This is a genomic window from Micromonospora purpureochromogenes, from assembly GCF_900091515.1.
GTDB classification, from domain to species: domain Bacteria; phylum Actinomycetota; class Actinomycetes; order Mycobacteriales; family Micromonosporaceae; genus Micromonospora; species Micromonospora purpureochromogenes.
Genome location: NZ_LT607410.1, coordinates 3,533,392 through 3,548,146 on the forward strand (window position 1 = coordinate 3,533,392; position 14,755 = coordinate 3,548,146).

Sequence of the window (14,755 nt, forward strand, 5' to 3'; positions counted from 1 at the left end):
GTACGAGAGGGGGTCCGAGGTGAACCACGCGGAGTTCATCCAGGCGGTGGCGTCACGACCTGGGGTGTTGCCGTCGCAGGCCGAGCCCGTCACCCGTGCCACGCTGGAGGCGTTGGCGGAACGGATCAGTGGCGGTCAGGCCCGGGACCTCGCCTCGCAGCTTCCCGAGGAGCTGCGGGTCTACGTGTCCGCACCCCACGACAACCCCATACCGTTCGGGCTCGCCGAATTCTTCGAGCGGATCCAGGCACGGGCCGCGGTGGATCTCCAGGCGGCGACCGACGGTGCGCGTGCCGTGCTGGACACGCTGCGCGCGGCGGTCAGCGAGAAGGAGTACGGGGACTTCGTCGCCCAACTGCCGAAGGAGTTCTGGCAACTCACCGGGCCGGCGGCCACCCGGCTCCAACCGGGTCGGATCGGCACGTAGGCGCGGGTGCCGCTTCAATCGCCTGGGGCGAACGTCAGTCCGCCGCGATCCGTCAAGGACGCATGGCTGGGCGGGCCCGGGGGCACAGTGACCCGGTGGACGACGTACTGGACGAGACAGCGCCCGGGTCGACCCGGCCGGCGGACGTCGAGGGGCGGCCGACGGTCCGGGTCGTGGTGGTCGGGGAGCCGGGGCTGCTGCGTACCGCCGTGGCCGCGGTCCTGGCCGCCACACCCGGTTTCGAGGTGGCCGGTCAGTGCGATCCGGCCGAGGGCGTCGCGGAGGCGGTCGCGGCCGCGCGGCCCGACCTGGCCCTGGTCGACCTCGACGCGGTGCGGGACGCCTCGGCCCTGACCGGACGCCTGCACGCCCGGTCGCCGGAATGCGCGGTGGTCGTGCTGACCTCCCGGCGCACCGCGCGGGTGCTTCGGCGGGCGCTCGGTGCCCGGGTGCGCGGGGTCATCGCCAAGGACGTGCCGCCGGAGGAGTTGATCGACCACCTCCGCGCGATCGCCGACGGGCAGTTGATGATCGATTCGTTGACCGCGCTGGCCGCGCTCGACGCGGCGGTGAACCCGCTCAGCGAGCGGGAACGGGAGGTCGCTGCCGCCGCCGCCCGGGGGCTGCGCACGAAGGAGATCGCCGCCCGGCTCCACCTGGCCCCGGGCACCGTCCGGAACCACGTGTCGACCCTGTTGCGCAAGACGGGCGGGCGGAGCCGGTGGGACGCGATCCAGCGCGCCCAGGATGCCGGCTGGATCTGACGACACGCGGACCGGGGTGTCGCGCCAGAGGTGATTTCAATAGGATTCCTGACCGTGCGTCATCGTTCGCGCACGGCACGTCAGCAACGGGGGTTGATGACGGGGAGTCTGCATGGTCCGCACCCTGCTCGCGCTCAAGGGCGCACTCGTCCGCGGCGCGCTCGCCCGACTGCTCGACGCCGAGGACGACATCGACGTCGTCGGCGAGGCGGACACGCCGGACGAGCTGCGATCCGCCCTGCGAGCCGAGCGTCCCGACGTCGCCGTCGTGGACGGCGACCTGGTCACGGCGGACCAGCTCTGCGACCTGGCGTCCGACCGGCCCGCCAGCGGTCCGGACGGCGGCCCGCCCGGGCGGCTGCTGGTCCTGGTCCAGCAGCGCCGTGCCGCCCGGCTCGGTCCCGTGCTCGCCGAACACAGCCGACGGATCGGCTTCCTCAGCCACGACGTGGCCCCCGGGCGGATCGTCGAGGGCGTCCGGCAGCTCGCCGACGGCCAGGTGGTGCTCGACCCCGACCTGGTGGTCGCGGCGCTGGCGGTCGTCGACAGCCCGCTGACCCCGCGTGAGCGGGAGGTGCTCGACGTGGCGGCCGAGGGCCACCCGGTACGGGACATCGCGGAGCGCCTGGTGCTGTCCGCCGGGACGGTCCGCAACCACCTGTCGCGGATCATGGCGAAGACCGGGGCGCGTACCCGGCTGGAAGCGGTGCGGATCGCCCGGGAGTCGGGCTGGATCTGAGCAGGTCCGCCTCCCCGTAGCCGACCAGTTCCCGGTACGCGGCCGAGCGGTCCAGCAGGCCCCGGTGGCTGTCGAGCAGCGCGACCCGCCCGTCGAGCAGCAGCACCCGGCGGGCGCGCAGCGCCGAGCTGACCCGGTGCGCGATGACCACCAGCGTGCCGGGCCGGTCGGCGAAGGCCTCCTCCAGCCGCGCCTCGGTCGCCGGGTCCAGGTGGCAGGTCGCCTCGTCGAGGATCATCAGGGGCGCGGGGGAGAGCCAGGCGCGCAGCAGCGCCAGCTGCTGACGTTCCCCGGCGGAGAGGTCCGCCGGGCGCAGCGTCGCGTCGTAGCCGCCGAGCCGGTCCACCAACCCGGTCAGCCCGAGCCGGGTCGCCGCCCGGGTGATCGCCGGGTCCGGCAGGTCGGGCCGCAGGTACGTCAGGTTCTCCCGCACCGTGCCGGTGAAGACGTACGCCTCCTGCGGGATCAGGACGCGCCGGCCGGCCAGCTCCGCCGGCGTGGCGCCGGCCACCGGCAGCCCGCCGACGCGCACCGTGCCGGCCTGCGGCGACAGCACCCCGGCCATCAGCCCGGCCAGGGTGGACTTGCCGATCCCGCTCGCGCCCACGATCACCAGGTGGTCCCCGGCCGGCACGTCGAGGTCGAGTCCGTCGAGCACCGGGTCGGCGTGCGGGCCGTACCGGAAGGTCACCCCGCGCAGGGACAGCGCCGGCGCGGTCTGCCGCGGGACCCGGGCGGTGGCTGGCGCCGGGGGGCGCACCGGGACGTCCGCGCGCAGCAGCCGGTCGAGGGTGACGGCGAAGCGCAGCCCGCCGGCGGCCACCCCCTGGACGAGGGTGTGCAGGGCGGGTTGCACGCCACGCACGACGTAGACCAGGGCGCCGAGCACCGCGCCCGGCCCGAGCCCCTGCCGGACCAGCCACGGGATGGCCAGGAGCACCACCGGCACCGGCACCCAGCCGCCCACGGCCAGGGTCAAGCCCCGGGTGGCGGCCATGGTGGCCAACCGTCGCTCCACCCGCGCCTGGTCGTCGACGTACCCGCCGACCCAGCGGGTGGTCCGGTCCCGCGCGCCGCTGACTGTGACGTCGCGATGACCGGCGACGGCGGTGACCGCGACCCGGCCCAGCCGCTCGTCGGCCAGCACGTACTGCCGCTGCCGGGCGATCATCGCCGGCAGGGCCGCCGCGAACAGCCCCAGGCCGGCCAGCACCGGCACGGTCACCAGCAACGCGACCGGCGCGGCCAGGGAGAACAGGCCGACGACGGCGGCGCCGGCGGCGAACAGGAAGCCGCGCACCACCATCAACAGGCCGGCGTAGGTGTCCCGCACCATCTCGACCTGGTGGGTCAGCCGGGCCACCGCCGCGTCGTCGCCGCGACCACCCGTCGCGCCGGCCAGCGCGCCGACGACCACCCGGCGCAGCAGATCGTCGCGGAACGGCTCCACCACGTCTCCGAGCAGCGCGTACGCCCGGTTGGTGCCCACCGCGCCGACGAGCACGGCGGCCGCGAGCAGGCCCAACCAGAGCAGCCCGGTCGCCGGGCGCCCGGCCAGGAAGCCGTCGTCGACGGCCCGCGCGGTGAGCAGCCCGGCCAGCCCCGCCGGCAACGCCTCGGCCACCGACCAGCCCGCCAACCGGCACAGCTCGGCGCGGCGCGCCCGCAGCGCGGCCCGGGTCACCTCGCCGACCGCGCTCACGCCCGGAACACCGCCCGGTAGTCGGGGTCGTCCCAGAGCACCCGGTGCGGGCCGACCGCGCGGACCCGCCCACCGTCCACCCAGGCCACCAGGTCCGCCCGCGCGGCCATGCCGACCCGGTGGCTGACCACGATCCGGGTACGCCGGTCGCCCGGCCCGGTCAGCGTCCGGGTCACCCGGTACTCGGTGACGGTGTCCAGGCTGGACGTGGCGTCGTCGAGGACCAGCAGCCGTCCGGCGCGCAGCGCGCGGGCCAGCCCGAGCCGCTGCCGTTCGCCGCCCGACATGGCGACCTCGGCCAGCGGCGTGCGCCAGCGTTCGGGCAGTCGCTCGACGAAGTCGTGGATGGCCGCCGCCCTGCTCACCGGCACCGGGTCGGCGCCGCACCCGACCGCCTCGCCGACCGTGTCACCGACCAGCACCGGCCGCTCGAACCCGTAGCCCACCGCCGCGTGCAGCGCCGCCGGGGCCAGCTCGGTCAGCGGCACGCCGTCCAGGCGTACCTCGCCGGAGTCCGGGTCCCGCAGTCGTCCGGCGACGGCGGCGAGCAGCGACTTGCCCGCCCCGGACGGCCCGACGACGACGAGCAGCGTCCCGCCGGGGATCCGCAGGTCGACCCGGTCGAGCAGCAGACGCCCGTCGTCGCCCCGCACGCTCACCTCCCGCAGCTCCAGCTCGCCCGGTCCGGGAGGCAGCCTCCGGGTGCCGTACCGGCGGACCGGGTCACCGAGCACGTCGGCCGCGCGCCGGCAGCCGGCCCGTACCCGGACCGCCTTGTTCAGGGCGCCGACCACGGTGCCCAGGCCGGCGCCGAGCGCCGCGTACTGCAGGGCGGCCAGCAGCTCGCCGGGGGTCATCCGCCCGGCGGCCAGCGACAGCCCGCCGACGGCGACGACGGCCAGTTGCAGCAACGGGTTGACCACCGCGCCGCGGGTCGCCGCGCCCGCCAGCACGGTCCAGGTCCGCGCGCCGTGCGCGCGCAGCGCGGCGACCGGCGTCAGCACCCGCGCGACCTCCAGGTCGGCGGTGCCGGCGGCGGCGATGGTCCGCGCCCCGGCGAGCGCCTCCACCATCCGGCCGGCGAGTTCCCCCTGCGCCTGCTGGTAGCCGGCGACCGCGGCCGAGGCGTCGGCGACGAAGCTGCGCAGCAGCACGCCGAGCAGCAGGAGCCCCACCACGAAGGTGAGGCCCAGCCACGGGTCGATCAGGGTGAGCGCCACCAGACTGCCCAGCGGCGGCAGCAGCACCGTGCCGGCCAGCACGACGGTCGGGGCGGCCTGCCCGGCGTCGGCCACCTGGCCCACCAGCCGGCCCACCAGGTCGCCCACCGGACGGCGGGCGGCGATCCGCGGATCGAGGGCGAAGATGTGTCGGGCCAGCGCGTGCCGCAGCCCGGCCACCGAACGGGCGGTGGCCGCGCCCGTGCCGTAGTCCCGTACCGCGCCGGTGGTGACCAGCACGGCGATCAGCCCGACCACCGCGGCGAGCCAGTGACCGGACGAGGCGCCCGGCGCCGTACCGACGGCGGCGTCGACCGCGCGGCCGAGGGTCGCGGGCAGTGCCAGCTCGGCGGCCACGCCGACCACGGCGACCACGGCCAGCACCGGGGTCCACCAGCCGGCGGACCCGACGGTACGCAGCAGGAGCCGGTCGGCCGGGGTCATCACACCTCTCTCACGCCGCGGCCCCGGACCGGCGTGAGCCGGCCCGGGGCCAGGCGAACTGATCGTCAGTGGCAGGTGGTGATGCTCAGCGAGCTGTCGCCGCAGAGCAGCAGGCTGGCCTGGCTGCCGCCACCGGTGCGCTCGGCGGCCGGCAGTTCCATTCCCTGGAGGTCGAGCAGAGCCATGTCGGTTCCTCTTTCTCTCGTGATGCGGATCTGGGCTTGGTCGGGTGGTCATCGGGTCGACGACCGCCACTTCACTTGCAGGTGGTGATGCTCAGCGAGCTGTCGCCGCAGAGCAGCAGGCTGGCCTGGCTGCCGCCACCGGTGCGCTCGGCGGCCGGCAGTTCCATCCCCTGGAGGTCGAGCAGAGCCATGTCGTTGCACCTCCTTCCACATGAGTAGGGTCCGTCGGCCCCGGGGTGACCCGGGGAGCTTCGTGGGCCGGTCAGCCGGCCGATCCCGCCGGCGTCGCGGTCGGCAGCGGCCTCAGGTCCGGCCGCGGCCCCGCCTCCGACGGCGGCCTCGCGTCCGGCAGCGGCGTCAGGAACGGCAGCCGGGTCGCCTCCGCCGGTCGGGTCGCCGCGAGGGCGGTGAGCACGCCGGCGGTGCCGGTGGCCAGGTCCATGGAGAGCCGCAGCAGCTGGTCACCGGGGAAGGCGGTCAGCCCCCGGTACGGCAGGGCGTGCCAGCTCAACAGCCGGGCCTGCTGCCGCGCCGCGTCGTACTCACCCCGCCCGGCCAGGTAGGTGACGATCCCCGCCCGCCCGGCGAAGAGGCCGGACTGGGCGTAGAACGGGAAGTCGGCGCAGCGCCGGATCGCCGCCGCCGCGGTCTCGAACTGCTGGTCCGGGCGGTGGCGCAGGTACTGGTCGAGCACCAGTCCGATGCCGACGCTGCCCTCGGCGAGGTACGGCATGGTCCGCCAACCCTCGTTGACCTCCAGGTGGCCGGCGTCGCGCTGCACGCACCGGCGCAGGTCCTGGCGCAGCGCGGTGGCGGCGTGGTCGAGCAGCACCGGGTCGCGGTCGACCTCGTACCTGCGCAGCAGCATCAGCGCCACCCCGGCCCCGCCCCGGGTCAGTCCCGCGTACGGGTGCCGGCCACCGCTGACCTCGGCGACCGAGTCGACGTCGCCGAGCCGCTCGACGACCAGGTCGACCGCCTGCCGAGCCGCGTCGGCGTACCGCCGCTCGCCGGTGAGTCCGGCGAAGTGGGTCAGGTTCAGCGCGACGCCGGAGAGGCCGCCCATCAGGTCGTTGCCCAGCTCCGTCCACGGCTGGTCCAGGCAGAGGTCGAGCAACCGCAGCGCCTCGTCGCGGTGCCCGAGCCGGTCCAGCACGTACGCGATGCCGTGCAGCCCGTCGTAGAAGCCGAGCCGGCTGCCGGAGGCGGGTTCGCGTACCCGGTCGATCAGCCACCGCTCGTGTTCCCGCTCGGTGGACGCGCCGCTCGCGCGCAACGCCCACAGCACCCCGGCCGCGCCGTGGGCGAGGTTCAGCCCGCCGTCGCTGCCGGTGAACTGCCGGATGTCGCCGGGAAAGAGCCGGTCGTCGCGGTGCGGGGTGGCGCTGGCGGCGATCGCGCCGGCGAGGCGGTCGCGCAGTCCCGGCCAGTCGTCCGGGTCGATCCGGACGGCACCGCTGGTGCCCGCCGGCGCCGCGGCCCGTTCGTCCGGTGCCCCGGCGTGACCGTCCGGCGCCTCGGCCCGGCCGCCGACGATCACGGCGACGGTCTCGTCGAGCAGGTCGCGGGGCACGGGGAAGTTCTCGGCCACCACGTCGGCCAGGTGCGCCGCCTTCTCCGGGGCGAGCCGCAGCATCGCCGTCAGCGGCAGGAACAGCGCCAGCCGCAGGCAGGCCAGGGCGTACCGGTCGACGTCCAGGCCGGTGCGGTCGCGCGGGGCGGCGAAGGCCTGGTTGCGCAGCGCCGGCCGGCCCGCCGCGTCGGCGGGCGCGGCGACCTCGAAGTCGACCAGCGTGGCGGTCCCGTCGTCGCCGACCAGGATGTTGAACATGTGCAGGTCGCCGTAGACGATCCCGTGGGCGTGGATGGCGTCCACCGCCTCGGTCACCTGCCGGTGCACGTCCAACGCCCAGCGGGTGTACGCGGCGCGGTCGGCGTCGAGGTGGACCAGCGGGTAGCGCTCCACCACCAGCTGGTTGAGCGGGCGGCCCTCGACGAACGCCAGGGCCAGGAACTCGTGCCCGCCGAAGCTGAACTCGTCGTCCACCCGCACCAGGTGCGGCACGTCCGCGAGCTGCCGCAGCACCTCGGCCTCCCGCCGCAGCCGGGTCACCGCGTCCGCGCCGGTGGCGTCCAGTCCCGCGTACGGTCGGGCCTCCTTCAACACCACCCGGTCCCCGGTGCGGGTGTCCCGGGCCTCGTACAGGCCGCCGCCGTTGGAGAAGTGGATCACCTTCTCGATCCGGTACGGCAGCTCGGTGGTGCTCGCCGCGTTGCGGGCGGCCAGGTGCGGGGCGAGGAAGTCGGGCAGGGTGACCCACTCCGGGACGTGGAAGACCGGGTCACGGCGGTCCGGCACCAGGCTGCCGCTCGCGTCCTCGATGGCCGGCACCACCTGCCCGTCTGGGGAGAGGCAGTACCGGGCGGCGAAGCCGCCGTAGCGCAGGTAGACCGGCCCGTCGCCGTAGCGCAGGTCGCTGAGGATGTACGGCCCCTGCTCGCCGTCGAGCAGCGCCGCGAGTTCCTTGGCGGTCAGCTCCAGCTCGGCGTCGTCGCGCGGGTAGACGGTGATGAACTTGCCGCTGCCGGCACGGCGGGCGTACTTGCTGTTGCGCATGAGCAGCATCCGCGGCCCGCGCAGGTGCTTGAACGGGATGCCGCGTGGCTGGCAGTAGTCCATCACCCGGGTCAGCACCCGTTCGGCGTTGTCCAGCCGGGCCGACACGTGGATCTTCCAACCCTGCCGGGGGAGCGAGCCGTCGACCGGACCGTGGATCAACCAGTCGTCCTTGACCTCGCACTCCCAGCCGGCCGGCACCGGGCGGTCCGTCGCGTAGCCGGCGACCACGGTGCTCGCACTGGCCAACGAGTCGTAGAAGAGCGGATCGACCGCGCAGTACGAGTCGTACCGTTCATCCATGTCGCCTGCCTCCGCCGCCTGATCGGTTGAGGTCCATCCTGCGGACGGCCGAGAGGCGTGCGAAGTGCGATGAGTCATCGATCGGCGGTGAGTTTCCCACCCCGAAGTCGTGACAACGGCGGAGTTTGAACTCGCGAATACCGCGTGACCAGTGGGGAGGCCGACCGGCGCCGGTGGGCGGCCGGACCGCCGACGGACATGGAACGGGGGCGGGCCGACCGGCCCGCCCCCGTCACCGTGGTACCGCTCAGTGCACCGGCACCTGCGCGGCCGCCTCCTCCTGGGCGCGTCGTTCGTCGCCGCTGAGGGTGTGCAGCGGCTTTTCCTTGATGAACAGCACGACGACCAGCGCGAGCAGCGCGATCGGCGCGCCGATCAGGAACAGGTCGGCGGTGGCGATGCCGTACACGTCCTGCACGATGCGCAGCACCGGCTCGGGCAGGGTGGACAGGTCGGGCACCTCCGCGGAGCCGCCGCCGGTCGCCGCGGCCGGGCCGAGCTTCTCGGTCATCAGCGAGGTCACCCGGTTAGCCAGGACGGCGCCGAGCGCGCTGACCCCGATGGCCCCGCCCATGCTCCGGAAGAAGGTCAGCGCGGAGGTGGCCGCGCCGAGCTCGTGGGCCGGCACGTCGTTCTGCGCGGCGAGCACGAGGTTCTGCATGAGCATGCCGACGCCGATGCCCAGCACCGCCATGTAGATCGACAGGACGACGACGCTGGTGCGGGCGTCGATGGTGCTCAGGAGCAGCATCCCGACGGTCATCACCGCGGCGCCGGCCACCAGGTAGGCCTTCCACCGGCCGAACTTCGTGATGAGCTGGCCGGCGATCGTCGACGAGACGAGCAGACCGAAGATCATCGGGAGGCTCATCAGGCCCGCGACGGTCGGCGACTTGCCCAGCGAGATCTGGAAGTACTGGGACAGGAAGACGGTGCCGCCGAACATCGCGACACCGACCAGCACGCTGGCGACGGTGGCCAGCGAGACCGTGCGGTTGCGGAAGATGTCCAGCGGGACGATCGGCTCCGCCGCCCGCGACTCGACGAGCACCGCCAGCGCCAGCAGGACCACACCGCCGGTGACCATCGCGGCCGTCCAGCCCGAGGCCCAGGCGAACTTGTTGCCCGCCAGCGACGACCAGATCAGCAGCGTGGAGACGCCCGAGGTGATCAGCACCGCGCCCAGCCAGTCGATCTTCACCGTGCGGCGGACGACCGGCAGGTGCAGGGTGCGCTGCAGCAGGACGATGGACAGGATGGTGAACGGCACCCCGATCAGGAAGCACCAGCGCCAGCCCAGCCACGACGTGTCGACGAGCAGGCCGCCGATCAGCGGACCGGCGATGGTGCCGACACCGAAGACCGCGCCGAAGATGCCGGCGTAGCGGCCCAGTTCGCGCGGCGGGATCATCGCCGCCATGACGATCGTGGCCAGCGCGGTCATGCCGCCCGCACCGATGCCCTGCACGACCCGGCTGACCAGCAGCACCTCCACGTTCGGCGTGAAGCCCGCGATCAGCGAACCCACCACGAACAGCCCCAGCGAGAGCTGGATCAGCAGCTTCTTGCTGTACAGGTCGGCCATCTTGCCCCACAGCGGCACGGTCGCCGTCATGGCGAGCAGTTCGCTGGTGACGATCCAGGTGTAGACGGTCTGGCTGCCCTGCAGATCGGCGATGATCCGCGGCAGCGCGTTCGCCACCACCGTGGAGGCGAGGATGGACACGAACATGCCCACCATCAGGCCGGAGAGGGCCTGGAGAACCTCCCGACGCGACATGCGCGTGCCGACGACCTCGGACACGTCGGCGGGCGGGGCGGTTGTGGTCATTGATGCTCCCTTTCGGGGTGGATCCGGATTGGCTGGCCCCGGAACGGACGCGCCGGGGCGGGGGACTGGTGGGTCAGGAGGCGGGCGACGGATCCGGCAGGCCGGCGACGACCGCGGCGAACGCCTCGTCCACGAAGTCGCGCAGTGGCCGGCCGTCGGTGTCGGCGGCCCAGCGCAGCATCGCGGTGCGGAAGGCGGCGCCGGCCACCGCGGTGACCAGCGCCGGGTGGCCGTGGTCGGAATCGACACCGAGGCGCGCGGCGATCGCCTGGATCATGGCCCGCTCGGTCTCGATGTTGCCGGCCATCAGGCGGGGCAGCAGCGCGGGATTCTGGGCGATGACCGCCAGGCGCAGCCGCCACAGCTCCCGCTCGGACTCCATCGTGTCGATCGCCTCGTCGAGGGCGAGTCGGACGGCCCGCAGCGCCGGCACCTGCGGCGCGGCGGCGAGCAGCCCGGCCACGACGCGGTCGCGGTCGACCGCCAGGTCGGCGATGAGCGCGTCGTCCTTGCAGGTGAAGTAGTTGAAGAAGGTACGTGAGGAGACGTCCGCCGCCTCGCTGATCTCCTCCACCGTCACGTGCTCCAGGCCGCGTTCGGCGACCAGCCGCAGCGCGGCGGCGGTCAACGCCGCCCGCGTCAGCCGCTTCTTGCGGTCGCGACGCCCGGTGGCGGCCTGTTCGGTTACGGTCACTCCGGCGACGCTACGAGGAAACTTGCGGAGCCTGCAAGTTTTTATTCTGTGAAGTGATGTTCCCGACCGGCGCCGACGCGCCCGAGATCGGAGCGAGACGTGGCCAGTCTGGATTCGTACGTGATCGGGCTCCGGGGCCGACGGGTCGTCCTCCCGTGACCGCCGTCGACGTGCTCGTGGTCGGGGCGGGGCCCACCGGGCTGGCCATGGCGGCGCAGCTGGCCGCCTTCGGCGTGCCGGTCCGCCTGGTCGACCGCGCGGTCGACCGGGCCCACGAGTCGCGGGCGTTGGCGATTCAACCGCGCACCCTGGAGGTCCTCGCCGGCCTGGGCGTGACGGACGAGTTGCTGGCCGGCGGCAACCCCACGGTCCGGCTCTGCCTGCACGCTCACGGCGGGGTGCGGGCGGTGCCGCTGTTCGACCTGGGCCTGGCGGACACGGCGTACCCCCATCTGCTGTTCCTGTCCCAGGCGGAGACCGAACGCATTCTGGGCGAGCACCTGGCGGCGGCCGGGCTCGGCGTCGAGCGGGGCGTCGAGCTGGTGGGGATGGACCAGACCGGGGACGGCGTGGCGGCGACCCTGCGGCACGCCGACGGTCGCGAGGAACCGGTGTCGGCCCGGTACGTGGTGGGCTGCGACGGCGCGCACAGCACCGTGCGCCACCTCGCCGGGATCGGATTCGAGGGCGGCGCGTACCCGCAGACGTTCGTCCTGGCCGACCTGGAGGCCGACGGCGTCGCCGACGGCGCGGCGCACGCGTTCCTTTCCGGACAGGGGCCGTTGTTCCTCTTCCCGCTGCGGCACCCGGCCAGCTGGCGGCTGCTGGTGATGCGCCCACCCGCCGACGCGCCCCCGCCCGAGTCGCCGGTCACCCTCGACGAGGTGCAGGCGCTCGCCGACACCTACACCGGCGCGACGGTGCGGCTGCACGACCCGGTCTGGATGACCAACTTCCGGTTGCACCATCGCGCCGCCACCCGCTACCGCGCCGGACGGGTGTTCCTGGCCGGCGACGCGGCGCACATCCACAGCCCGGCCGGCGCGCAGGGCATGAACACCGGCATCCAGGACGCGGTCAACCTCGGGTGGAAACTCGCCCACGCGCTGCGCGGCGGCGCCGATCCGAGCCTGCTGGACACCTACCACGCCGAGCGGGCGCCGGTCGGCCGGATGGTGCTGCGCTTCACCGACCGGGCCTTCACCGCGGCCACCTCCACCAACCCGGTCGTCCGCTTCGTCCGCGGCCGCCTCGCCCCCGCGTTGATCCCGGCGGTGCTCGCCCCCCGGTTCGTGCGGGCCACCGCCTTCCGCACGGTGTCGCAGCTTGCCATCGGCTACCGGCGGAGCCCGCTGTCGACCGACGGCCCGCGCCCGCCGCGCAAGGGCCCCCGGGCGGGGGACCGGCTCCCCGACGCGCCGCTTTCCGGCGCCGACGGTGGCACGCTCCACCGGCTCACCGCGGCGCCCCGGTGGCACCTGCTGCTCTGCGGCCCACCGGCCGCCTGGTCGACGGGCGAGACGGCCGGACTGGCGCAGCGGTACCCCGGCCGGCTCACCCTGCACCGGCTGACCGAAACCGACAGCACGGGGGGAGCAGTCCCCCGGGCCCGCGCGCTGCGCCGGCTCGGCCTGGCCCCCGGCGCCAGCGCTGCGTACCTGGTCCGCCCCGACGGCCATGTCGGCTACCGGTCGGGCGGCACGGACCTGGCGGGGTTGACGGCCTACCTGGACCGCTGGCTTCCCTCGTGACGCGGCGGCGACGCCGGTGCGCGCTCGAAGGCCCGGCGCAGCCGTCCGAGCGGCGCCCGCCCCACCCGCCACGCCACTACGGACGCGGCCGCGCTCCGGCCAGCAGCTCCGCCAACTGGCCCAGGTCATCGAGGCGAAGGTCGCCGTCCAACCCCTTCAGTGCGGCGGTCATCGCGCCGGCGGCCCGCCCGGCCCGCAGGCCGACCTCGGCATCCTCCACGACCAGGCACCGCGCCGGCGGCACGTCGAGCAGCTCGGCGGCGCGCAGGTAGCCCTGCGGGTCCGGCTTTCCCACCGTGACATCCTCGACCGTGACCAGCACCGGCGCGTCGATCCCCGCCGCGCCGAGCCGGGCCTTCGCCAGCCGGCTGTCGGCGCTGGTCACCACCGCCCACGGCAGCCCGAGCCGTGCCAGCGTCGCCAGCAGCGCCGGCGCACCACGGGTGGCGGTCACGTCGGACAGGTCGTCGTACTGCAACGCCAGCTGCCAGTCCGCTGCCGCGGCCACCGCGGCGTCGTCCAGGCCCGGCAGCAGTCGCCGCACCGTGCGGTCGGCAGGACTGCCGTGCGCGATCGCCAGCACCGCCTCCGGGTCGACGCCGTACTCTGCCGCCCACACCCGCCACGCCCCCTCCACCGCGGCGTCGGAGTCCACCAGAGTGCCGTCCATGTCCAACAGCACCGCACCGACCGACGACACGTCCATGGCCACCTCCCGTAAAATACTCGCACGGCGAGGATAAGGTGGTGAGGCCCGCTCATGGCAAGCCCTTCCCGGCACCGCGCCGAGGCGGCGCGCTGGCTCACCGCGTCGCAGGTGCTGGCCACGCTGCACCGGCGTCCCGGCATCACCCGTGCCGCCATGGCCGCCGAGTTGCAGCTGACCAGCGGTTTCGCCGCCGAGATCACCGCCCGGCTGCGGGAGCTGCGCCTGCTTACCGAGACACCCGCGCCGGCGCGCGGGCGGGGCCGGCCCACGACCGTCCTGCGCCCGCATCCCGACGGGCCGGTGGTACTCGCCGTCGACCTGCGGCAGGAGGACTGGCGACACGCCGTCGCGACCGTCGACGGGCAGGTGCACGAGGTGCGGCAGCATTCCCACCGCACCCGTGAGCCGGCCACCGTGCTGGCCGCCGTACGGCACAGCGTCGAGGCGACCCGGAAGCGGTACGGCGCGCGCCTTCGGGCGGTATCGCTGGCGGTCGCCGGCACCATCCATGACGGCCACCTCGTACAGGCCGCCACCCTCGGCTGGCGCTCAGTCGACCTCACCACCATCACCGCCGGCACGGACCTGCCGCTGCTGCTCGGCAACGACGCCACCCTCGCCGGCGTCGCCGAGGCCCGCACCGGCGCCGCCGTCGCGGCCGGCACCGCCCTGCACCTGATCGTGGGGGTCGGCATCGGCGGCACGCTCACCATCGCCGGGGTGCCGGTGACGGGCGCGCACGGCGCCGCCGGCGAGTACGGCCACCTGCCCTTCGGCGACCGGGAACAATGCTGCCCGTGTGGCGCCCGCGGTTGCTGGGACCTCGACGTCGACGGCCGTGGCCTGGCCCGCCACCTCGGCGAACCTCCACCCGCCGACCCGCGGCGCTACGCCGGGCAGGTCCTCGACCGTTCCGTTGTGGACCCACGCGCCCGGCAGGCGGTCCGGGCCGTCGCGGCCTCCCTCGGCAGCGGCATCGCGGGTCTGGCCAACATCCACGACCCCGACCTGATCACGCTCGGCGGACTCGGCCCCGCCCTGCGGCACGCCGCCGCCGACGCCTTCGACACCGCCTACACCGACGGTCTGATGGCCCTGCACCGCGCTCGCCCACCGTCCGTCGTGGACGCCGCACACGGGGACGAGGGTTCGCTGCGCGGCGCCGCCATCGTCGGCCTCGACCACCTCACCGGCCAGAGCGCCCTCGCCGAGTGGGTGCGCACCCTCGCGACACCACCCGGGGATGCGGCCCCGACGGTTTCCGGCTGATCTCCCGAGTACCACCACACCCTCCCGGCCTCGTTGAAACAGCGACCCACCAGGCGTATGACGGAGTGGCCGGCCACGGCGGTCGATTTCGTGTCGTACG

The 14,755-nt window shown here is 74.5% G+C and carries 13 protein-coding genes; 5 read left to right on the top strand and 8 right to left on the bottom strand.

Features of this window, described 5'->3' with window-relative positions; genetic code table 11:
• The first annotated feature begins 19 nt into the window (after positions 1-19).
• From GA0074696_RS16310 to GA0074696_RS16320, 3 genes are all read left to right on the top strand, one after another.
• Positions 20-427 carry a DUF2267 domain-containing protein gene (locus GA0074696_RS16310; protein ID WP_231925025.1) on the top strand — a complete coding sequence of 136 codons (408 nt, stop codon included), beginning with the start codon at positions 20-22 and terminating at the stop codon, positions 425-427.
• A gap of 95 nt (positions 428-522) precedes the next feature.
• Positions 523-1,191, top strand: a complete 669-nt coding sequence (locus GA0074696_RS16315) for a response regulator transcription factor (RefSeq protein ID WP_172894306.1) — start codon at positions 523-525, stop codon at positions 1,189-1,191.
• 112 nt (positions 1,192-1,303) lie between these two features.
• Complete coding sequence (locus tag GA0074696_RS16320) at positions 1,304-1,930, top strand: response regulator transcription factor (protein ID WP_088961890.1); 627 nt, start codon at positions 1,304-1,306, stop codon at positions 1,928-1,930.
• Here the strand turns inward: GA0074696_RS16320 and GA0074696_RS16325 are convergent.
• The 7 genes from GA0074696_RS16325 to GA0074696_RS16355 form a co-directional block, all read right to left on the bottom strand.
• Entirely contained in the window at positions 1,860-3,632 is a 1,773-nt protein-coding gene (locus GA0074696_RS16325) for an ATP-binding cassette domain-containing protein (protein ID WP_088961891.1), read from the bottom strand. The two genes, GA0074696_RS16320 and GA0074696_RS16325, sit on opposite strands and share 71 nt — an antisense overlap.
• The gene (locus GA0074696_RS16330; RefSeq protein WP_088961892.1) at positions 3,629-5,296 is read right to left on the bottom strand and encodes an ABC transporter ATP-binding protein; all 1,668 of its coding nucleotides are present in this window, start codon (positions 5,294-5,296) and stop codon (positions 3,629-3,631) included. Before GA0074696_RS16330 ends, GA0074696_RS16325 begins: the two co-directional genes overlap by 4 nt.
• 65 nt (positions 5,297-5,361) lie before the next feature.
• Positions 5,362-5,481 (bottom strand): SapB/AmfS family lanthipeptide, encoded by a 120-nt coding sequence (locus GA0074696_RS16335; RefSeq protein WP_088961893.1) that lies wholly within the window; start codon positions 5,479-5,481, stop codon positions 5,362-5,364.
• Positions 5,482-5,552: 71 nt separating this feature from the next.
• Positions 5,553-5,672: a SapB/AmfS family lanthipeptide gene (locus GA0074696_RS16340; protein ID WP_088961894.1), complete on the bottom strand. Its 120-nt coding sequence runs from the start codon at positions 5,670-5,672 to the stop codon at positions 5,553-5,555.
• 71 nt (positions 5,673-5,743) lie between these two features.
• The gene (gene lanKC, locus GA0074696_RS16345) at positions 5,744-8,401 is read right to left on the bottom strand and encodes a class III lanthionine synthetase LanKC (RefSeq protein ID WP_088961895.1); all 2,658 of its coding nucleotides are present in this window, start codon (positions 8,399-8,401) and stop codon (positions 5,744-5,746) included.
• Between the two features lie 247 nt (positions 8,402-8,648).
• Positions 8,649-10,232 (bottom strand): MDR family MFS transporter, encoded by a 1,584-nt coding sequence (locus GA0074696_RS16350; protein WP_088961896.1) that lies wholly within the window; start codon positions 10,230-10,232, stop codon positions 8,649-8,651.
• A gap of 73 nt (positions 10,233-10,305) precedes the next feature.
• A complete protein-coding gene (locus GA0074696_RS16355; protein WP_088961897.1) occupies positions 10,306-10,926 on the bottom strand; it encodes an acyl-CoA-like ligand-binding transcription factor in 621 nt (206 codons plus the stop codon).
• Between the two features lie 155 nt (positions 10,927-11,081).
• Between GA0074696_RS16355 and GA0074696_RS16360 the strand changes: the two genes are divergently transcribed.
• Positions 11,082-12,677 (top strand): FAD-dependent monooxygenase, encoded by a 1,596-nt coding sequence (locus tag GA0074696_RS16360; RefSeq protein WP_197700723.1) that lies wholly within the window; start codon positions 11,082-11,084, stop codon positions 12,675-12,677.
• A gap of 76 nt (positions 12,678-12,753) precedes the next feature.
• On the opposite strand, the gene GA0074696_RS16365 is transcribed toward GA0074696_RS16360, so the two are convergent.
• Positions 12,754-13,383, bottom strand: coding sequence for an HAD-IA family hydrolase (locus GA0074696_RS16365; protein WP_088961898.1), 630 nt, complete (start codon positions 13,381-13,383; stop codon positions 12,754-12,756).
• Between the two features lie 54 nt (positions 13,384-13,437).
• Between GA0074696_RS16365 and GA0074696_RS16370 the strand changes: the two genes are divergently transcribed.
• On the top strand, positions 13,438-14,655 hold the full coding sequence (locus tag GA0074696_RS16370) for an ROK family transcriptional regulator (RefSeq protein WP_088961899.1): 1,218 nt from the start codon (positions 13,438-13,440) through the stop codon (positions 14,653-14,655).
• Positions 14,656-14,755 lie beyond the last annotated feature (100 nt).